The sequence below is a fragment of the Citrifermentans bremense R1 genome, assembly GCF_000426865.1.
GTDB lineage: Bacteria > Desulfobacterota > Desulfuromonadia > Geobacterales > Geobacteraceae > Geomonas > Geomonas bremensis.
The window spans coordinates 1-19,932 of the sequence record NZ_AUGE01000042.1 but is presented as its reverse complement, the minus strand read 5'-3'; the positions used below and the strand labels follow the sequence as shown (position 1 = coordinate 19,932).

13 protein-coding genes and 2 tRNA genes are annotated in these 19,932 nt (G+C 58.6%); 11 read left to right on the top strand and 4 right to left on the bottom strand.

The genetic code is table 11. The features are described from left to right. Position 1: 1 nt before the first annotated feature. The 7 genes from K419_RS0117460 (at position 2) to K419_RS0117430 (ending at position 6,405) form a co-directional block, all read left to right on the top strand. Positions 2 to 88 (top strand) — tRNA-Leu (locus K419_RS0117460). Between the two features lie 315 nt (positions 89 to 403). Then, positions 404 to 892 carry a ferritin-like domain-containing protein gene (locus K419_RS0117455; RefSeq protein WP_026842699.1) on the top strand — a complete coding sequence of 163 codons (489 nt, stop codon included), beginning with the start codon at positions 404 to 406 and terminating at the stop codon, positions 890 to 892. A 191-nt stretch (positions 893 to 1,083) separates the two neighbouring features. Then, positions 1,084 to 1,170, top strand: a tRNA-Leu gene (locus K419_RS0117450). A 151-nt stretch (positions 1,171 to 1,321) separates the two neighbouring features. Beyond that, positions 1,322 to 2,308 carry a biotin synthase BioB gene (gene bioB / locus K419_RS0117445; RefSeq protein ID WP_026842698.1) on the top strand — a complete coding sequence of 329 codons (987 nt, stop codon included), beginning with the start codon at positions 1,322 to 1,324 and terminating at the stop codon, positions 2,306 to 2,308. Positions 2,309 to 2,345: 37 nt separating this feature from the next. Further along, positions 2,346 to 3,065 (top strand): dethiobiotin synthase, encoded by a 720-nt coding sequence (gene bioD, locus K419_RS0117440; RefSeq protein WP_026842697.1) that lies wholly within the window; start codon positions 2,346 to 2,348, stop codon positions 3,063 to 3,065. Positions 3,066 to 3,222: 157 nt separating this feature from the next. Further along, entirely contained in the window at positions 3,223 to 4,584 is a 1,362-nt protein-coding gene (gene bioA / locus K419_RS0117435) for an adenosylmethionine--8-amino-7-oxononanoate transaminase (protein ID WP_026842696.1), read from the top strand. Between the two features lie 444 nt (positions 4,585 to 5,028). Next, positions 5,029 to 6,405 (top strand): TatD family hydrolase, encoded by a 1,377-nt coding sequence (locus K419_RS0117430; protein WP_026842695.1) that lies wholly within the window; start codon positions 5,029 to 5,031, stop codon positions 6,403 to 6,405. Between the two features lie 16 nt (positions 6,406 to 6,421). Here the strand turns inward: K419_RS0117430 and K419_RS0117425 are convergent, their stop codons facing one another. Beyond that, a complete protein-coding gene (locus tag K419_RS0117425) occupies positions 6,422 to 8,557 on the bottom strand; it encodes a sensor histidine kinase (RefSeq protein WP_026842694.1) in 2,136 nt (711 codons plus the stop codon). Positions 8,558 to 8,982: 425 nt separating this feature from the next. On the opposite strand from K419_RS0117425, the gene K419_RS22290 reads away from it, so the two are divergent. The 3 genes from K419_RS22290 to K419_RS0117410 all read left to right on the top strand — a co-directional run bounded on the left by K419_RS22290 (position 8,983) and on the right by K419_RS0117410 (position 15,404). Further along, a complete protein-coding gene (locus tag K419_RS22290; RefSeq protein ID WP_035497436.1) occupies positions 8,983 to 11,121 on the top strand; it encodes a sensor domain-containing diguanylate cyclase in 2,139 nt (712 codons plus the stop codon). A gap of 442 nt (positions 11,122 to 11,563) precedes the next feature. Then, positions 11,564 to 13,444: a PilZ domain-containing protein gene (locus K419_RS0117415; RefSeq protein ID WP_226377733.1), complete on the top strand. Its 1,881-nt coding sequence runs from the start codon at positions 11,564 to 11,566 to the stop codon at positions 13,442 to 13,444. 16 nt (positions 13,445 to 13,460) lie between these two features. Continuing rightward, positions 13,461 to 15,404 carry an HD domain-containing phosphohydrolase gene (locus tag K419_RS0117410; RefSeq protein ID WP_026842692.1) on the top strand — a complete coding sequence of 648 codons (1,944 nt, stop codon included), beginning with the start codon at positions 13,461 to 13,463 and terminating at the stop codon, positions 15,402 to 15,404. 181 nt (positions 15,405 to 15,585) lie between these two features. Here K419_RS0117410 and K419_RS0117405 read toward each other — a convergent pair whose 3' ends face one another. After that, positions 15,586 to 16,389, bottom strand: a complete 804-nt coding sequence (locus K419_RS0117405) for a class I SAM-dependent methyltransferase (protein ID WP_026842691.1) — start codon at positions 16,387 to 16,389, stop codon at positions 15,586 to 15,588. A 335-nt stretch (positions 16,390 to 16,724) separates the two neighbouring features. Between K419_RS0117405 and K419_RS0117395 the strand changes: the two genes are divergently transcribed. After that, positions 16,725 to 17,972 carry an OmpP1/FadL family transporter gene (locus K419_RS0117395; protein ID WP_026842690.1) on the top strand — a complete coding sequence of 416 codons (1,248 nt, stop codon included), beginning with the start codon at positions 16,725 to 16,727 and terminating at the stop codon, positions 17,970 to 17,972. Between the two features lie 167 nt (positions 17,973 to 18,139). Here K419_RS0117395 and K419_RS0117390 read toward each other — a convergent pair whose 3' ends face one another. Both K419_RS0117390 and K419_RS23895 read right to left on the bottom strand, forming a co-directional pair. After that, a complete protein-coding gene (locus K419_RS0117390; protein WP_026842689.1) occupies positions 18,140 to 19,039 on the bottom strand; it encodes an ATP-binding protein in 900 nt (299 codons plus the stop codon). A 15-nt stretch (positions 19,040 to 19,054) separates the two neighbouring features. Next, positions 19,055 to 19,932: hypothetical protein (locus K419_RS23895; protein WP_051293090.1), on the bottom strand; the 878-nt coding region annotated here is incomplete at its 5' end.

Here is a 19,932-nt window from a genome sequence, read left to right as displayed (position 1 = left end):
TGCCGAAGTGGTGGAATTGGTAGACACACCATCTTGAGGGGGTGGCGGGCGACAGCCTGTACGAGTTCGAGTCTCGTCTTCGGCACCATCGAAAATCTAAGCGCCTTGGTTCAGTATGAGCCAAGGCGCTTTTTCTATTGAAGAGGCAGGTTGCTTTCTCCCCCCTGCTTTCAGATGCACCAGACAAAGTCAAAGGCCCCCCAAAATCCCACCTCGCACCCAAGCTGGCGTGCTACAGGTTGAACCAAAACTGCATTAACTCTCGCTCAGCCTCAGCCAATACTTCGATTTTTCCAACAGTTACCAGTTTCAGCAAGTAAACTTCCCTCCGTTGACAAGTCAAATACACCCCATATAATGTTTACACTTTGAGTTTAATGGAACAAGGAGGCAGGGAGGATATATGAAAGACACACAAGAGGCGATCAAGCAGGCAATTCAGACAGAGAAGAACGCAATGAACTTCTACGAGATCGGCGCCAAGCAGATGAAAGACAAGGAGGCGAAAAGGCTCTTCGAACAGCTGGCCAGAGAGGAGAAGGAGCACGCCTTACAGTTCTTCCGGGCCTACACCGGCACCGACCTCGGTAGCTTTGACGAGTTCATAGCCTCTCCCCCGCAGAACGAGGCGTTATGGGTCAATTCCATCCAGAAGGTGATCGGCCCCGACTTCACCGAGCAGAAAGCCCTTGAGTACGCCATGGAGAAGGAGACGCACCTGGAGAAGGCGCTCAGGGAAACAGCCGCCAGGATCACCGACCCAGCCATCAAAGAGATCTTCATTCTGAACGCGAACGAGACCCACAACCACTACCTGACCATCGAGTCAGAGTATTCCCGCATTATGGCCATGGTAGACGAGTCAGACATGGACACCTTTGTCAGGGAGTAATGGTACTGACAGAGTGGCTTTTTGCCGCTATGACAATGGCAGAGAGAAGCTCCAAGTCATATCCAGCGGCCGTTTAGGCATTTACACGTAGAAGCCCGTCAATAGCGGAAACAGGAGAAAAAAAATATTCTCTCTGGCGATTTTTTCCTTGCACAGAAGAGGCTCCAATGCTATAAGTAGGTCTCTCGCAAGCCGGAGTGGCGGAATTGGTAGACGCGCTAGATTCAGGTTCTAGTACTCGAAAGGGTGTGCTGGTTCGATTCCAGTCTTCGGCACCAAAGATTCAAGGGTTACGGATTATTCCGTAACCCTTTTTTCGTTCTCCCCTCCCCCGCTGTTACTTTTCCTCATCGTCTCCCGTCAACCTGTCGCGCTGATTTGGTTGACAACCTCGTCACCACATGTTAAATCAGCGCCTGGAGGATTTACATGGAAAAGATAATCAATGACATAGCGCACAGGATCATAGCAGGTGGTTCGATCACCGAAGCAGAGGCCATCAAACTCACGCAAGTGCAGGGAACGGAGGTCTACGACTTGTTCCGCGCCGCCACGCGCGTCAAGGAGCATTTCGTCGGCAACGAGGTGCACCTCTGCTCCATCATCAACGCGAAATCCGGCCGCTGCGCCGAGAACTGCGCCTTCTGTGCCCAATCGGCGCATCACAAAACAGACGCACCGGTGTACCCGCTGGTCCGCGAAGAAGAGATGCTGGCTTCGGCACGCATGGCCGAGACCAACGGCTCCGCCTGCTTCGGCATCATCACCAGCGGCACCACCGTCAACGGCCCCGAACTGGAGCAGATCCTCACGGCGCTGCGCCGCATCAGGAAGGAAACCACCATCCTCCCCTCCTGCTCCCTCGGCATCATCGATGAGGAAACCGCGAGGAAACTCAAGGAAGCGGGGATGGACACCTACCACCACAACCTTGAGACCGCCGCGAGCTTTTTCCCGCAGATCTGCACCACGCACGACTACCAGGACGACGTCAACACGGTGCGCGCGGTAAAGAAGGCCGGGGTCAAAGTCTGCTGCGGCGGCATCTTCGGGCTTGGCGAGAGCGCGCCCCAGCGTGTGGAGATGGCGCTCACCCTCAAGGATCTCGACGTCGACTCCGTGCCGATGAACTTCCTGAACCCAATCGAGGGGACGAGGCTTGAGGGGGCCGCCAACATCTCCGCCCAGGAGTGCCTGAAGACCATCGCCATCTACCGGCTGATCCTCCCCGGCAAGCGCATCACCGTCTGCGGCGGCAGGGAAAAGAACCTGCGCGACCTGCAGTCCTGGATTTTCTTCGCCGGCGCGAACGGCACCATGATCGGCAACTACCTGACCACGCTGGGGAGAAACGTCGACACCGACCTCACCATGTTCAGCGACCTGGGGCTTAAGACCGTCATGTGCGCCCACTGAGCCACCCCCAAATACCGCCACGTAAGGAAAGATAACCATGGCTGCAAAAAGCATTTTCATAACCGGCACCGACACCGGGGTCGGCAAGACCATCGCATCGGCCACCATCGCCATGCTGCTCAGAAGAATGGGTCATAAGGTCGCAGTGATGAAGCCCGTGACCAGCGGCTGCATCGAGCGCGACGGGCATCTCGTCTCGGAGGACGCAGAGCTTCTCTGCTACGCCGCGGGCGTCCCCTTGACTGCGGACTCCGCCCCCTATCTCTTGAGGGCTCCGGTTGCCCCCTCCATCGCCGCCTCGCAGGACGGGGTCCGGATCAGCTTCGACACCATCAAGGAGGCGTACCAAAGGCTCGCCGAAAGCAACGACTTCGTCATCGTCGAGGGTGCAGGTGGGCTGATGGTCCCGCTTGCCGGCGGGCTACTGGTAGCCGACCTGGCCCAGCACCTGGGGCTTCCCATCGCCGTGGTGGCAAGGCCGAACCTGGGAACCGTCAACCATACGCTTCTCACCGTCTTCTGCGCCCGCACCATGGGGCTCAAGGTCAAAGGGGTCATCGTCAACCGCTACCCCGATTCCCCGGGGGAAGCCGAGTCCTATGCGCCGCACATGATAGATTCACTCTCCGGCGCGCAGCTGCTCGGGCTTTTCCCCGATACGGACGGGAAAGACGACCGCGAAGTGACGGAGAGGCTCGTCGAGCGCCTGCTGCAACAACCGGCGACGGGGATCATGCTGCGGGAGCTGTTCGATTAACTGCAATTTACAATTGACGATTGACAATCGAAAACACTTCTAGACCAAATTGACGATTGACAATTGACAATGAAAACCTTCACAGACCCACATTGACAATTGACAACTTTGAAGACTCAATTGGTCAACACACAGGACTGACGTTGAGGAGATGAATGTGGTTGAACTGGATACTGAAACGCTGAGACGCTACGACAGCGAATACCTCTGGCACCCCTTTACCCAGATGAGCGAGTGGGAAGGCGCCGAGAACATCATCATCACCAAGGGCGAAGGCTCGTACATCATCGACACGGACGGTAACCGCTACCTGGACGGGGTGGGCGCGATCTGGACCAACGTGCACGGACACTGCCGCGCCGAGATAAACGAGGCGGTGAAACAGCAGGTGGACCGGCTGGAACACTCGACGCTCCTCGGGCTCTCTAACGACCGTGCCGCGCACCTGGCCAAACGCCTGATCGATATCGCTCCGCCGGGACTGGCCAAGGTCTTCTACTCCGATAACGGCTCGACTGCGGTGGAGATCGGCGTCAAGATGGCGTTCCAGTACCAGCAGCAGACCGGGAACAAGCAAAAAACCAAGTTCATCCGTTTCGATAACGCCTACCACGGCGACACGGTGGGCTCGATGAGCGTAGGCGGCATCGCCATCTACCACGAGGTTTACGCGCCGCTTCTCTTCCCCACCATCATGGCCCCCTCCCCTTACTGCTACCGCTGCGCCCTCTCCCCGGAAGGCGACTGCAACAGCTGCGGCCTGCTCTGCTTGAAGGAACTGGAGCGGCTCATGGAACAGCACGCCCACGAACTGGCGGGGCTCGTCATCGAGCCGTCGGTGCAGGGCGCGGGCGGGATGATCGTGCAGCCCCCCGGTTTCGTCAGGGGGGTGAGGGAGCTCTGCGACCGCTTCGACGTGCTGATGATCGCGGACGAGGTGGCGGTCGGCTTCGGCAGGACCGGCGCCATGTTCGCCTGCGCCAAGGAAGGGGTCACCCCCGACATCATGGCCCTTTCCAAGGGGATCTCCGCAGGCTACCTCCCCCTGGCCGCGACGCTCACCACGAAGAAGATCTACGACGCCTTCTGGGGCGACTACGCGGAGCTGAAGACCTTCTTCCACGGGCACACCTTCACCGGCAACCCCATCGCCTGCGCCGCCGCTCTGGCGAGCCTCGATCTTTTCGAAAAGGAGCGCCTGCTCGAGTCGCTCCCCCCCAAGATCGCCTACCTGAACCAGCGGCTGCAAGGGCTTCTCGAACTCCCGCACGTTGGAGACGTGAGGCAGGAGGGGATGATCGGCGGCATCGAGCTCGTGGTCGACAAGGATACGAGAAAGCCATATCACTGGGAGGAGCGCGTCGGCGTCAGGGTATGTCTGGAGGCGAGAAAGCGCGGCCTGTTCCTGCGCCCGCTGGGAAACATCATCGTCATCTTCCCGCCTCTTTCCATCTCCATGGACGAGCTTGCCCTCCTGATGGACGGCATCGAGGCGTCCATTACCGCAGTCACCGGCTGATCGCAGCTTCATCAAAGCGCCACGCCAACGGGTCAGAAAGCTCTAGCTTCCTGGCCCGTATTACATTAGAATGACTGACTTTGCGGCGAGAAGCGGGGGGGGGCGTGTCAGCAAAGGCAAATCCCCCCTGCCCCCCCTTCGCAAAGAGGGGAACGTGAGTGCACGTGCAGCGCTTCGTTGCAGATGTACTCCTGGTCCCGAAATTTCATCTCGTTCCCAAGGTCCACCTTGGGAACGCAAGGCCTGCCGAAGCTCCAGCTTCTTCCAGATGCAAAGCTGGAGCTTTGCACCCGCATTGGGTTCCCAAGCTGGAGTTTGGGAACCAGGGGAACTTCCCCCTTTGAGAAGGGGGGACAGGGGGGATTTCATCTCTTGCTGCGCCGGCTCAATCCCCCTAAATCCCCCTTAGCTAAAGGGCGACTTTTACATCAAGGAGCAACCGAAATGGAACTGATCGACAGCCACGCGCACATATACGGCAAGGAGTACGCGGCCGATTTCGAGGAGATGATGGAGAGGGCCGCGGAGGCCGGAGTAGGCACCATCGTGGCGGTGGGAGCCGACCTGGAATCTAGCCAGGAAGCGCTCGCCCTTGCCGGGGCGCGCGAAAACGTCTACTGCTCGGTCGGCATCCATCCGCACGACGCGGACCGGGTGACCGAGCGCTGCTACGAACTGGTCCGCGAGATGGCGCTCTCCAGCCCCAAGGTGGTCGCCATCGGCGAAATCGGCCTCGACTTCTTCAGGGACCGATCCTCGCGCGAAAACCAGGAGGAGGTCTTCCGGCGCTTCATCAGGATGGGGCGCGAGCTCTCTCTGCCGCTCATCATCCACGACCGTGACGCCCACGACAGGATCATGGCGATCCTCAAAGAGGAGAAAGCCGGCGAGGTAGGAGGCGTGCTGCACTGCTTTTCCGGCGACCTCGCCATGGCGCAGGAGTGCATTGAGCTCGGATTCAAGATCTCCATCCCGGGAACGGTCACCTACCCCTCCAACGAGGCGCTCAGGGAAGTGGTGCGCGGGGTAAAGATCGAGCAGCTCATGGTGGAGACGGACGCCCCCTACCTGACGCCGGTGCCGCACCGCGGCAAGAGGAACGAGCCTGCCTTCGTGCGGCTCACGGCCGAGCGGGTGGCACAGGTCAAGGGGCTTTCGGCCGAGGACGTCGGCAGGATCACCTCGTTCAACACCAGGAAGCTCTTCGGGATTCCGCAACCGGCCGAGCAGGACACCATCGCCTACATGATCCGGAATTCGCTCTACCTGAATATCACCAACCGCTGCTCGAACCGCTGCACCTTCTGCCCCAAGTTCGACGATTTCGCGGTGAAGGGGCATGAGCTGAAGCTCTCCCACGAGCCGAACTTCGCCGAGGTGATAGCTGCGGTAGACAGGGCCTCCGGCTTCGAAGAGGTGGTTTTCTGCGGCTACGGCGAACCGCTGGTCCGGCTCGACCTGGTGAAGGAGGTGGCTGCCGAATTAAAGCGCCGCGGCATCAAGGTCCGGGTCAACACGGACGGGCAGGCGAACCTCGTGCACGGCAGGAACATCCTCCCGGAACTGGCGGGCCTTGTGGACGTCCTCTCGGTCAGCCTCAACGCCGCCAACGCCGAAGATTACCAGCGGTTGTGCAATACCCCCTTCGGAGCGGCAGGCTTCCAAGGTGTCTGCGATTTCCTCAGGGAAGCGCCCAAATACGTGCCTCAGGTGACGGCAAGCGCAGTAACGGTGCCGGGACTGGATGTCGGGAAGGTGCGGGAACTGGCGCTGTCGCTGGGAGTGGATTACCGCGAGAGGGAGTATGCGGAGGTAGGTTGAAAGGAGCGGTGAGGCATTAGTCGGCGGCAAGCTCACCGGCATCGGCGGGAGCCTGCTGAGGTAAAACCCTGGCATTGGCGGCACCAGGGAGGGTGAAGTAGAAGGTCGCGCCTTCGCCGGGCTTCCCCTCCCCCCACACCTGCCCCCCCATGCGCTCGATCATCTTGCGCACGATGGAAAGCCCGAAGCCGTGACCGGAGATATCACTGTCGCCATGCAGCCTCTGGAAAGGCAGGAACAGCCGTTCTGCCTGCGACATGTCGAAGCCGTCCCCGTTGTCCGCAACGTAGCAGACCCCGTCCCGCACGCCGAAGGAGATGGCGCTTTCAGCCTTGCCGGCCGTATATTTCCAGGCGTTCCCCAAAAGGTTCTCCATGACGCGGGTCAAAAGCTTCTCGTCGCCGGTCACCACCACACCCTCCTGGATCTCCACCGTCAAGCCTCGCTTGTAATCGACTATCCTCAGGTCCGCCATAATCCCGTGGGCGATCCGGCTCAGATCCACCGGCTGCAGGTCGAGCTGGGCCTGGCGTATCTCCGAGAGATCCAGCATCCGGTCCAGGGTCGCCTCCATCCGTTCCCCGCCGCTTATGATGCATCGCAGGTACTCTTTAGCGCTGTCGTCCAACTGCGGACCGTAACTTTCCAGCAGCAGCTCCCCGTAGCCGTAGATCACCCTGATCGGCGTGCGCAGGTCGTGCGACACCGAATCGTAGAGAAACTCAAGTTCCTGGTTGGCCTGGGAGAGCTCCGAGGTTCGCTCGTCAACCCTGCGCTCCAGCAGCTCTGACGCCTTCCTCAGCTGCTCTGAAAGACGCCTTTCGTTGGCCAGGTGCATCGCGTTCCTGATGGCGATGCCGATCACCGGCGCCACACCCTGGATCAGGTTCAGGTCGCTTTGCAAAAGCTCCCCTCCCCGTTTCATGTCGTCGACCGCGAAGACCCCCAGCGATTCCCCCTCGCAGACAATGGGGGCGCAGATGAAGGATTTCACCCCAAGCCCCACGAAGAAGGCGTAGTTTTCGGCACTGGCCCGCGCCCTCACCTCGGAAAGGTCGTTCACCAACAGCGGCTCCTGCTGGAGGAAGCAGCGGACCAGGACGCCGTGGGGCTCGCTGCTGGCAACCGGAAGCACCATCTGCGCAAGCTTTAGCTGGTGCTCCTCGCTGAACCCGAAACATCCCTTCAGCACCAGGGCTTCCCGGTCCCGGTCGAAAAGGAAGATGATGCCCCGGCCGTAATCGAGCCTTTTCAGCAGCACCTGGTTCACGCTCCTCAGGATGTCGTCGAGATCGGTCCTCTTGGAGAGCACTTCGCCGATCTCGTTGATCATCTGGGCGTTGTCGCAGTTGTCCTGCGTCTGGGTCAGCAGCTTTTCGGTGGAGTTGCGCATGCTGGTCAGCGACGAGAGAAGCGCCTTGCGCTCCTGGCCGTGCAGCAGCAGGGTGAAAAGGAGATAAACAAAGAGCGCCAGGGTAAGCGCAGGGGTGAAGAAGTGGCCGGCTCCAAAGAAAAGGGACAGCGAGCTTAGCGGCAGAAGCAGCAACGAAAAACGGCGGGCGACGATCAGGCGCGAGATGAGCGACGGGTTCCACGAGATGTTGTAGCGGCAGACCTCTCCCCCCTTGAAGATGCACTCCGTATGACGTATGCGGGGAAAGTCGTAACCAAAGAGCAGGAAGGCGGCCTCGAAGTAGCCGATGCGGTTGTCGCACTGAGAGGGATTCTCGACCACCCCCGGCTCGAAAGCGACGGTAACCTCGATCTCACGAGGGCCGATCCTGCGGGAGGAACTGCGCGAGGAGCGGGTGAACTTGCGCGCCAGCTTATGCATGATGAAGAAGATGTATTCCGGGCCTACCAGCCCAAGAACGAAGGCATGCAATGAGCCCAGCCCCTCAGGCGACGCGGCGTACCTCCCCGCTTCCCGGGCGATGCGGGGGTCGCCGGTCATAAGGACCAGCTTGTCGGTAAAGAGGTCGATCTGCCGCTGACTGAACCAGTGCCCGGGATCCGCCACCTCCCACCTTTTCATGCAGGCGTGGTTCAAAAGCTCGCCGATATCTACCTGGGGATACTTTTCCCTCAGCAGCTTCACGAACAAGCCTATGATGCGGCTGTTATACAGTGGCGTGTCGGGCCCAAAAGCCATTTCAATCCCTTCAACCGAAATGGCGAAAGTTTACCCATGTGAGAGAGGATAATCAATTTAATTATCCATCGTTGAAACACTCTCATAGAACTTCAGCATTTCAATATCACTCAGACATATACAGAAGACAAACTATAAAAAACTTTCTTTGTGTGATTCTGAATACAGAAAATTATCTTGATAGTCATAGTATAACTATTACAATGCTGCATCCAGAACTTTCGTGATAAACGGTAAATATCACAAAGAGATATTCAGACACCTAAACGCACCTGTAACATTGCGGCACCCTCATTTGATACAGCGCTGGGCGCTCCAAAAAATAAGGAAGCCCCCTGGTGGCACGCAGCTTGCTGGATGAACTCGGCGCACAAGGCCTGTTGGCCGCTATTTGACGTATCATTTTCATAGTGGGAGCCATGGCTGTGGGAAAAGGACCGGACAAAAAATTGTTCGAGGATCTGCTGGCGGGGCTTAAGAGCCTTCCCGCGCTGGCGCCCTACAGCCTTACCCTTTATTGCCGCACGCCATCTCGCGGAGAATTCGAGAACTGCTATTCCCTCGTAGAAGACGCGCTTTGCAGGGACGTGGCGCGGCAGTTTTTCGAACCCAACTTGGAGGTGTACTTCCAGGAGGAAACCACCTCGGTCTGTCGCTACGGCGGCGGCTTCTTCGGCTTTGCCATCCCATTCCGGATCGGGAGCGACGAGTTCTGCCTGGTGGGAGACGGCGTGAGGGACGATTCCATCGACCTCTGGCAGCTTGCCGCCTTGGCCCGCTCCGGCGGCGGCGAAGTCTTTTCGCTGTTTCCGTACGTGGAATCGCTTTGCACCGCCTCCCTTGCCGATGTCGAGCAGGTAGCCCACAAGGTCGCGGAGGAAGTCGCAAAGCTTGTAGAAAAACTCTCCTTGGCACCGCAGGCTCCCGTCCTTCTCCCCTCCTCCACCTCCGCCGCCGGCGAGCCAGGGGAGGAACATTGCGACCCAAGACTTGACGCCGTGGCCCGCTCGCTGGAGGAGCTCGACCTTGCCAATACGGTAACCGAGACGATCGGGCTTTGTTGCGAGACCCTGGTCACCCATTTCAACTCACCCAAAACTGCCATAGCGCTCAGGGACGCCTCCGGCACCTCCTTCCAGGTCAGCGGAATATGGGGACTCCCCGAAGATCTCGGCAGCATACCCGCCGACGCCATCCACCTCTTCATGGCGAAAGACCGCCGGGCGAAGACGGTGCTCTTCGACGCGCAGATGCGCGGCGTGCTCCCCGCCCTGCAGGCGACCGTCTGCACCTGTTTCCCGCTGCGCAGCCAGGACGAGCGACTGGGGTTTCTGGCCCTGTTCGACGTCGCCCCCACGAAAAGCGACGCCCTGCTCATCTCCATGCTCGCCGGCGCCACGGCCGCAAAGCTTTCACGCATCATCAAAGAGGCGGAGCAATCCAAGGAGAACGCCCTTTCCCAGCGGCTCATGTCGCTGACCAACACCCTGCTGCAGGTGGACAGCAAGGACGAGCTTTACCAGGCCATCCTCGAGATCGCCGCAGAACTGATCGACGCAACGCAAGGGTCCGTCATGCTGATCGACAAGGACGGGCAGAACATGCACATCGTCTTCACGCTCGGCATGACCCTCAACGTCGCGCGCTGCCTCCCGGTCAAGGTAGGCAAGGGCATAGCGGGAATGGTGGCCCAGTCGGGCCAGCCCCTGCTGGTCAACGACGTGGAGAAGGACAGCCGGGTCGCCATGGCCAACAGGCTCCGTTTCAAGTCGAAATCGCTCATCTGCATGCCGCTCAAGCTCAAAGACAAGATCATCGGCGTCTTGAACCTCTCCGACAAGAAGAACCTCTCACCCTTCACCGACGCAGACCTGCAGGTGCTCACCTCCTTCGCCAACCTGGCCTCGCTGATGATCGAGCGTACCGAGGTGCTGGAGGAATCCGAGCGTTTCGAGCAGCTCTCGGTCACCGACGCGCTCACCGGCCTTTACAACCGCCGCTTCCTGAAGAACCGGCTCGAGGAGGAACTGAACAGAAGCAGCCGCCAGGGACTGAACCTCACCGTCATCTTCATCGACCTCGACTTCTTCAAAAGCTACAACGACCTCTGCGGGCACCTGGCCGGAGACGACGCACTGAAGATCACGGCGGAAATAATCAAGGCCTCGCTGCGCGACATGGACATCGTGGCCCGTTACGGCGGCGAGGAATTCTGCGCGGTGCTCCCGGGAACCTCGAAGGTGGAGGCGATGATCGTCGCCGAGCGGATCAGGTCAGAGATAGAGAGGGAAAAATTCCCCGGCGAAAGCGAGATCCCGCAGGTCCGCCTTACCGCGAGCCTCGGGGTCGCCTCGTTCCCCGAAGACGGCCGCACCTTCACCGCCCTGGTGCACGCCTCCGACGTCGCTTTGTACGAGGCGAAGGCCGGCGGCCGCAACCGCATTGTCGCCGCCCGCACCTCCCCCGGGCAAAAAGAGTCGCCGATCCCCGCCACTCCCCCCAAAACGTCTAAGACCCTCGACTTCAACGCCTATCTGGAAGCCTCGGTGGGTGCTAAAGGATAGCGTCCTGAGCAGCTGCATTCCCCCCTTTTCTTCTCAACAAACCCCTGTAAAAAACAGACCGATACTGCACGACGCTGGTCTTTTTCTTTTGTAGTGAAAAAAAGTTACGTTCGTGATATTTATGCGGAAGAACGAATATCTGTACCGTTGAAGCGACTACAGTACGTAAACAGGCATAGATGGCAGGGCAAGTTTTTCGGTCTGTCTCTGTTATGTTATAAATTGTTAAGGAGCTTGAATGGAGAGCGCACGAAAGATTCTGCAGTTTGCCAGGCCGGGAACTATTATAGAATTTTCATTGGGTAGCCAAAAGGAAATCAGTCTAACAAAACTCATCAACAGACTGAACTTCATCAACTTCAAAGAAGACTCCATACTCGTCAACTTCAGGCACACCAAGTATCCCCGCACCGTAAGCCTGGAGGCTCGCCCGCAGCCATGCTTGAACAACAAGCTGGAGTGCCGCTGGACCCTCACCAGCGAAGCGCAGCCCAATATCTCTTCCTGCACCTTCGAAAACATCTTCATCATCGACGGCACGAAGCTCGTGGTCGCGGCCCCCGAACTGATCTCGGTGAGCGACACGGGCGCGACCTTCCTCCTTCCCGAGAAATGCATCGAGGTGAACTACCGCAAAACCAGGAGGCACAGCTGCGAGGGGATCAAGGTCGAGCTGCTGCAGAATTCGGCGCGCTTCCAAGGGACCCTGCTCGACTTCAGCGCGGTCTCTTTCCGGGTCGAAACCGACGGCACGCCCAACCAGGCCTTCCACTGGGTCAACACTGAAGTTCCCGTGCAGGTGGTCTTCAGTAGCGAAGACGCCACCATCTACTCGGGTTCCTGCCGCATCATCTCTCAGACGCTTGGTCCCAGGTCGCGGATCTACGTGCTGGAGCCGTTGCAAAACCAGATGCAGCGCTTCAAGGCCAAAGAGATACGCAGCGTGCGGCATGAGCTTTTGCCGCTGCCCAACGTCTTCTTCAAGCACCCCCTGAGCGGCAAGAACATCGACCTGAAGGTCGTGGATATTTCCGGGTCCGGTTTTTCGGTCAACGAACAGCAGGAACGCTCTGTGCTGCTTCCGGGGATGATCATCCCCGAACTGGAGTTGCGCATCGCCAACGGTTTCACCACCAAATGCATGGCTCAGGTGATCTACCGCCAGGTGCTCCAAAGCGAGGACGGCAGCGCGAGGGTCAAGTGCGGACTTAGCTTTCTGGACATGGACATCAGGGAGCACGTGAATCTCCTTGGCCTGCTCTACCTCGCCAAGGACAAGAACGCCTACATCAGCAACCGCGCCAACACCGAGGAACTTTGGCAGTTTTTCTTCGAGACCGGCTTCATCTATCCCGAGAAGTACGCCTTCGTGCAGGCCAACAAGGCCCAGCTAAAGGAGATGTACGACAAGCTCTACACCCAAAACCCCAGCATCGCTCGGCACTTCATCTACCACGAGAAGGGCGCGATCCTGGGGCACATGGCGATGCTGCGCTTCTACGAGAACAGCTGGCTCATCCACCACCACGCAGCCAACAAATCGGAATCATCCACTGCCGGGCTCGTGGTGCTGAACCAGTTGGCCCACTCGATCAACGACTGCTATAACCTGCACTCGGCGCACATGAACTACGTCATCTGCTATTACCGCCCCGAGAACAAGTTCCCCAACCGCGTCTTCGGCACGGCCACGAAGCTGATCGCGGACTCCAAAGGGTGCTCCATCGACGCCTTCGCCTACCTGCACTACAAAAGAAGCTTTTCCGAGAACTGGAACTTCTCCGGCCCCTGGGAACTGTCGCGCTCGAGCGCGGAGGACCTCTTCGAGCTGGAAAGCTTCTACGAGCAGGAATCGGGCGGGCTCATGCTGCACGCGCTCAACCTTGAGCCGGAGATGATCCATTACGAGGAGCTTTCCAAGGAGTACCAGCGTCTTGGCTTCAGCTTGAAAAGGCGCTGCTACACGCTGAAGAAACACGGCAACATAAAGGCCGTCTTCACCGTCAACCTCTCCGACGCGGGGCTCAACCTTTCCGATCTAACCAACTGCATCCAGGTGCTGATCATGGACCCGGAGATGCTCCCGAAAGACATCATCTACCTGGCGCTCTCCATCCTCACGCACAAGTACCAGCAAGACGACATTCCGGTCCTGGTGTATCCAGTCAGCTACGTGGAAGCGGCGGATATTCCCTACGACAAGAAATATGCCCTTTGGTGCCTCAACGTCCAAAGCAGCGGCACCAAATTCCTAAAGTACCTGACCACGCTCGTCACCAGGAACAAGAGCAAAAAACATACAGCCGAAGCATTGGCCCAGTGAGGCAAGGATCGCGAAGATGATGGATGCGCCGCTGTACAACAGCAGGATCACGGATACGTACATAAAGCTGATCAAGAACAAGTACAGCTTTGTCAACATCACGGAACTGCTCGACTATGCCGGCATGAGCCCGTATGAGGTGGCCGACCAGGGGCACTGGTTCACCCAGGAGCAGGTGAACCGCTTCCACGAACGGCTCCTGAAGCTCACCGGCAACGAGAACCTCGCCCGCGAGGCCGGGCGCTACGCCGCCTCCCCCGATGCGATCGGAATGATGAGGCAGTATTTCCTGGGACTGGTCGGCCCCGCCAAGGCCTACGAGATGATCGGCAAGGCGACCAACAACAACTTCGTCCGCTCCTCCGTCTACACCTCCAGGAAACTAGCCGCCAACAAGGTGGAGATCACCGTCACCCCGCGCCCCGGCACTAAGGAGCAGCCCTTCCAGTGCCAGAACCGGATCGGCTTCTTCGAGGCCGTGGCCGCAGCCTTCGACGTGAAGCTTCCCCGCATCGAACACCCCGAGTGCATATTCCAGGGGGGGCAGGAATGCCGATATATCGTCTCCTGGGAGAAGTCGAGCCATACTTTTTGGGAATCCACGAGGAATTACGCAGTATTCGGCCTCTCCCTGCTGTCGGCCATCTCCATCGCTATCAGCCCGCATCAGGGGCTGGAGAGGGTGCTGCCGGCATCTGCCATAACGGTGCTGCTTCTGAGCGTCATCGCGCTCAACGGCGAGAAAAAGGCGCTCCTCGCCGGCCAGTTGAACCTGAAGGACCTTTCCGACAACCTGTTCAAGCAGCTCGAGCTCAATTACAACAACGCCCTCGTCACCAACGAGATCGGCCAGGTGATCAGCAAGCAGACCCGCCTCCACGACATCCTCGCCAACGTCGTCCTGGTTCTGGAGAAGCGCCTCGACTACAGCCGCGGCCTGATCCTTCTGACCAACCCGGAGAAGACCAAACTGGTCTTTCACGCCGGCTTCGGCTATTTCGACGAGCAGTTGAGCTTCCTCAGCAAGACCACCTTCCAGCTGGACCGCCCCGAGGCTAAGGGCGTGTTCGTGGTCTCCTACCGCGAGCAGCGCCCGTTTCTCGTGGGGGACATCAACGAGATCGGCGGCAACCTGTCGGGCAAGAGCCAGAACTTCGCCAAGCAGCTCCTGTCGCAGACCTTCATCTGCTGCCCCATCATCTGCGAGGGCGAGTCGCTCGGCATAATCGCCGTCGACAACCTGAAGTCGAAGCGCCCCCTGGTGCAAAGCGACATGACGCTCCTGATGAGCATCGCCCCGGTCATCGGCATCGCGATTCACAACGCGAACCTGCACGAGGCGAAGTCGACCCAGTTCAGCTCCTTTTTGAAGGTCATGGCAGCCTCCATCGACGCCAGGGATCCCCTCACCGCCGGGCACTCCGAAAAGGTCACCGAATACTGCGAGGAGATCTGCCATGAACTGGGACTCCCCGAGGACGAGGTGGAGATGATCAGGGTCGCGGCCCTTTTGCACGATTACGGCAAGATCGGCGTTCCCGACGCCATCCTGAAGAAAAACGGCAGGCTCTCCGACCTGGAGTACGAGATCGTCAAGACGCATTGCCACAAGACCAGGGACATTTTGGAGCAGGTCAACTTCGAGGGGATTTACCGGCAGGTTCCAGAGATAGCCGGCGCGCACCACGAAAAGATCGATGGCACCGGCTATCCGAAAGGGTTGAAGGGAAAAGACATACCGTTGGGAGCGAAGATCATCGCCGTCGCCGATTTTTACGAGGCAGTGACCTCGCAGCGTCACTACCGGGACCCCATGCCGATGGAAGAAGCCTTCCGGCTGTTAAGGGAAGGGAGCGGGTCGCACTTCGAAAGGCATATCGTGGAAGCCTTCATCAACTGCCGCAAGCGCGGGGCAACCGAGGAAGGCGAGGTCCGAGCGATGCAACCCTTTCCTGCATGAGACGTTCCCTCTGAAAAAGGCAAATCCCCCCTGCCCCCCTTTGCCAAAGGGGGGGGGTCATGTGATAGCTAAAACTTCCTCGGGGAATATCGGGGAACTTAGGGCAGACTTGCCCATCAAGCGCTGCAGGAGAACTCGCGTCCCCCCGGGGACAGAGGGGATTTGCTGTTGTTATTTTGGCTTACGGCTTCCGTCCCCTCACCGCGATGATGGGGGTATAGGTGAACCTGCGCGGATGCGCGAAGAAGGTCCTGAACTCGGCCAGGAACTCCTCGAACCCGTTTTCATATTCGGCGAAGTCATAGCCGGAAAATCTCGCCCCAACCTCCACCTTCTTGGTCCAATTGAAGTCGTCCGCATGCCTTAGCTCACCGAAGATCTGATGGTGGGCGCCGACATCCACGCTGATATCCTTGTAGCCCAAGTCGTAGAGGTAGGAATAGAGCTTCCTCCCCACGTAGGGGTCGAAATTCGCCTTTACCTCCAGGCTCTTCATGATGGCCGCCAGCGCCTTATCCATCCGGTCCGAGTGGCCGAAATGGGTTAGGCAGTTGTAGTCGAGGTCGATCAGAACCAGCGTCCCTCCAGGCTCCACGATATCCGAGATGTTCTTCACCAGGTCATAGCTGTTCGCCCTGTGGTACTCAAGCAGGAAACGAACCCAGACGAAGTCGAAAAAGCCCAGATCCTTCATGGGGGGGCGGGCGTCGCGGTGCAGGAAACTGACGAAATCGTTCTGGTAGTTCTCCCGGCCGAAAGCGACCCTCTGCTCTGCGATGTCGATGCCGAGTGCGCTCCCGCCCGGTTGCACCAACTCCCCCAGCTTGGAAGTGGTCTTTCCCGAACCGCACCCTATATCCGCCACGCGCATGCCCGGGGCTATACCGGCCCAGGTAGCCTGCCTGGCGGTCACTTCGTTGTCCGTCTTGATATCGAGCCGGAGAGACTCGTCGCCGTGTTCCATGAGGTAGCGTTGTGCCTGCATAATTGAAATTACTCCGTTTTTGCATTTTAGAAAGCCTGACTATTAGCACAAAAGCCGCAGTTAGGCAACCACGGCAGGAGCCATGTTACTAGTTCGCCGCCTCAAGCGTCAAGCCGCCGAAGTGTCTATTTTTATGGAGGAAGCTTTACAGCCAGCAGAGAGTATGGTATTTAATGAGGGCCTTGGCTGCAAGCTGCAGCCGTGAAGGCCCTAAAGACAGCCCTGCGGTCATGAAATCTGCAAGAACACATTAAAATATGAAGCACTTGCCCCTACGATGGGCTTGCCTTCTAATTGATGCTCGATGCTCTAAACAATATTCAGGAGGAAGGGTTATGAAACAAAAGAAAGGCCTGCTGGTCGCGTTGCTGACACCCATGCTAGCTTTCGGCGGCGCAGCGGCGGTCCATGCTTCCGGTTACGCAGTATTTACCCACGATGCATCCGCCTTGGGGCAAGGCAACGCCGTTACCGCGCACTCCAACGATCCCAGCACAGTCTTCTATAACCCCGCCCTTATGAACAAGCTAGCAGGGACCCAGGTTGAAGCAGGCACCACCGCCATCTTCTCCAATCGCGAGTACCAACCAACCGGGGGGGGCGCCGGCACTTCCAGCGACACGCTCTTTTTCCCGAGCCATTTCTACGCGACGCACAAGGTAAACGACCAGGTGAGCGTAGGCCTCGGCGTCTTCAACCCCTTCGGCCTGGGGACCGAGTGGGACGAAAATTGGAGCGGCCGCTATATAGCGACGAAATCCAAGATGAAGACCTTCAACGTCAACCCCGCCATTTCCTATCAGGCCACTCCGAAATTGAGCGTGGCTGCAGGGGTCGACGTCATAATTCTCGATGCGACACTTGAGAAAAAAGCGGTAAACAGCGCAGCGATCGGCATTCCCGGACCCGGTTTCGACATCAATGGCAAGTTCAAGGGAGACGGCAAGGGGATAGGTTTCAACCTCGGAGCCGCCTACAAGCCGACTCAGGATCTTTCACTCGGTATTTCTTACCGAAGCCAAGTAGTTATTGGCGTGAAAGGAACGTCCAGAACATCGCCTGTAATATCGGCGCTTGGTCTCGACACGGCAGGCAAGACGACCATCACCCTGCCGCCGCAGGTAACGGCAGGCGTTGCCTACCAAGTCAGCAGACCACTGGTGATCGAGGCGGGAGCAAGGTGGGAAGGCTGGTCCACCTTCAAGGAGCTGAACCTCGATCTGGATAATGGCAAAGTGGTGAGCAGCCAAAGAGCCTGGAAAGACGCGTGGGGCGGCAACGTAGGCGGCAGGTACCAGATGAACGACACCGTCGCTCTTTTGGCAGGCTATGTCTACGGCGACACCCCCGTCCCCGACAGTACCTTCGACCCAAGCATCCCCGATGCCAAAACCCACGTATTTTGTGCAGGCACCGACATGAACTTCAAGCCGGTGACGGTCGCCTTTTCTTATGGCTATCAACTGCTGGAAAACCGGACCAAGAGCAACAGCATCGCCGGGGCAATGCCTGGTTCCGCTGCAAACGGCAAATACAAGACCGACGCCCACCTGATAGCGCTCTCGGTGGGATACAAGTTCTAAAGGCTTTCACCACAGAGGAACACAGAGGGTCACAGAGGAAAAACAGAAACAGGAAAAGCCTAGATCTGTGGTTCCTCTGTGTACCTCTGTGGTGAGCGCCTTTGCCTTTCCCCGAAAAAACCTCGGTGACCTGTACCTCCGAGACCTCTGTGTTCCGCCTTTCCGGTTTAAGTTTTCGCCTTAGTTTTCTGTGAAAGCAGGTACTGCCCCACCCAATTGTTGGCGAACTGGCTGGCTATGCGGCCGCTTCGGTCCCCTTTCTTTTGCGACCAGAGGATCGCCGCCTCCTGGCACGCCTCGTCCCACGGGACGGTGGCAGTCAACTCCTGCGCCAGCCGCTCCACCCACTGCCGCACCACCTCCAGGTACTGGTCCTGGCTGAAGGGATGGAACGCCACCCAGATGCCGAACCTGCCGGAAAGCGAGATCTTCTCCTCCACCGCCTCGCCGTGATGGATCTCCCCTTCCACCATCATGGCCCCCTTGTTGTCGCTCTCGTATTCGGGTATCAGGTGACGGCGGTTGGAGGTTACGTAGATCAGCACGTTTTTGGGCGGGGCATAGACGGAGCCGTCGAGGGCGCTCTTGAGCATCTTGTAGCTCGATTCGCCTATCTCGAAGGAGACGTCGTCGGAGAAGATGATGAAGCGGTACGGCACGCCCTTGAGGCGGTCCACGATATCCGGCAGATGTATCAGGTCGTCCTTGTCCACCTGGATCACCCGGAGCCCCTGCGGCGCGTAGCGCCCTAAAAGAGCCCGAACCAGCGACGACTTCCCCGTCCCCCTGGTCCCCCACAAAAGAGCGTTGTTGGCGGGAAGCCCCGCCAGGAACTGCAGCGTGTTTTCCTCGATCACCTGCTTCTGCTTGTCGATCCCCAGCAGGTCCTCGAGCGTTATCCCCTCGATGCTGTCGATCGGCTCCAGAAATCCAGCAAAAGAATGCCTCTTCCAGTTGGCCGCGTGGCAAACGCTCCAGTCGATGCGGGGAAACGGCTTCGGGAGCAGGCATTCCGCCGCTGCCAGCACCCTCTTCAACTGACCGACAAGTTCTGCATCAAGTTCCATGCGCCCTCCCTATCGTCACCTCAATTTGGCGAACCTCGGATCCATGGAACGGATCAAGTCGTCGTAGGCAACCAGCGATTTTATCTGCGGCGCAGCCTTCTTAACGGTCGCGTCGAAAAGGATGAACTTTCCGTTGAAAGCCTGCGCCTTGTTGCGCAAAGCGGTAGTGCTTTCTGAAAGGAAACTCTTTTCGGCCTTGTCGTCGGATTTCAGCAGCGACTTGGTCTTCGCCCAATACTCGTCGGTGGAGCCGACGTAGTGGTTGAGGCTCTCCAGAAAGGAAAGAGATGAGGTGGTCAACTGCGAGGTGGTCACCAGGCGGTCCTGCACCTCCAGCATCCCCTTCAAGAGGTCCTGGTCGGCGAACCGGGTGAGATCGGAGACCTCCTGGGTGTGGGTAGGACGCCTAGGGTCGAGGGCATCGACCCGGGTGACGAACTGCTGAGAGGTGGCCAGGTACTTGTTGATGGAAACCGAAGAAGCCCCAAGAGATACGGCGGCATCGGAAACGAACTTGGTGAACATCGAGGCCTGACCGGCGTAGGGGATGGGAAGCACCTTGGCAAAGCGCGCGGCAACCGAGCCCGCGGCCAAGTACTTGGAGTACCCGGCAACGTGCCCCGACATCCACTTTACGTATCCCTCGAAGTCGGCCAGCCCCTGCCGCTGGGCGCGGACGTCGCCGGCTATTTCCTTGAGGCGCTTGCTGTTTCTCGCCGCCAATTCGGTCGAGGTGATGCTGCAGCTCTCCAAGGCCTTCAGCCTTTCCTGCAGGAGCGCGTTCTCCTTGGTGAGCGACGCTATCACCTGCTCCGACGGGACGGCAGCTGCAGTTCCAACGGCCGTAGCGGCAGCCGCAGGAGGGGCCGCAGGAGGGGCCGCAGGAGGGGCCG

What these genes read in the sequence shown, in the direction of transcription:
- K419_RS0117455 (WP_026842699.1), top strand. Translation starts at nt 404, where the DNA reads ATGAAAGACACACAAGAGGCGATCAAGCAGGCAATTCAGACAGAGAAG.
- bioB (WP_026842698.1), top strand. Translation starts at nt 1,322, where the DNA reads ATGGAAAAGATAATCAATGACATAGCGCACAGGATCATAGCAGGTGGT.
- bioD (WP_026842697.1), top strand. Translation starts at nt 2,346, where the DNA reads ATGGCTGCAAAAAGCATTTTCATAACCGGCACCGACACCGGGGTCGGC.
- K419_RS0117430 (WP_026842695.1), top strand. Translation starts at nt 5,029, where the DNA reads ATGGAACTGATCGACAGCCACGCGCACATATACGGCAAGGAGTACGCG.
- K419_RS0117425 (WP_026842694.1), bottom strand. Translation starts at nt 8,557, where the DNA reads ATGGCTTTTGGGCCCGACACGCCACTGTATAACAGCCGCATCATAGGC.
- K419_RS0117410 (WP_026842692.1), top strand. Translation starts at nt 13,461, where the DNA reads ATGATGGATGCGCCGCTGTACAACAGCAGGATCACGGATACGTACATA.
- K419_RS0117405 (WP_026842691.1), bottom strand. Translation starts at nt 16,389, where the DNA reads ATGCAGGCACAACGCTACCTCATGGAACACGGCGACGAGTCTCTCCGG.
- K419_RS0117395 (WP_026842690.1), top strand. Translation starts at nt 16,725, where the DNA reads ATGAAACAAAAGAAAGGCCTGCTGGTCGCGTTGCTGACACCCATGCTA.
- K419_RS0117390 (WP_026842689.1), bottom strand. Translation starts at nt 19,039, where the DNA reads ATGGAACTTGATGCAGAACTTGTCGGTCAGTTGAAGAGGGTGCTGGCA.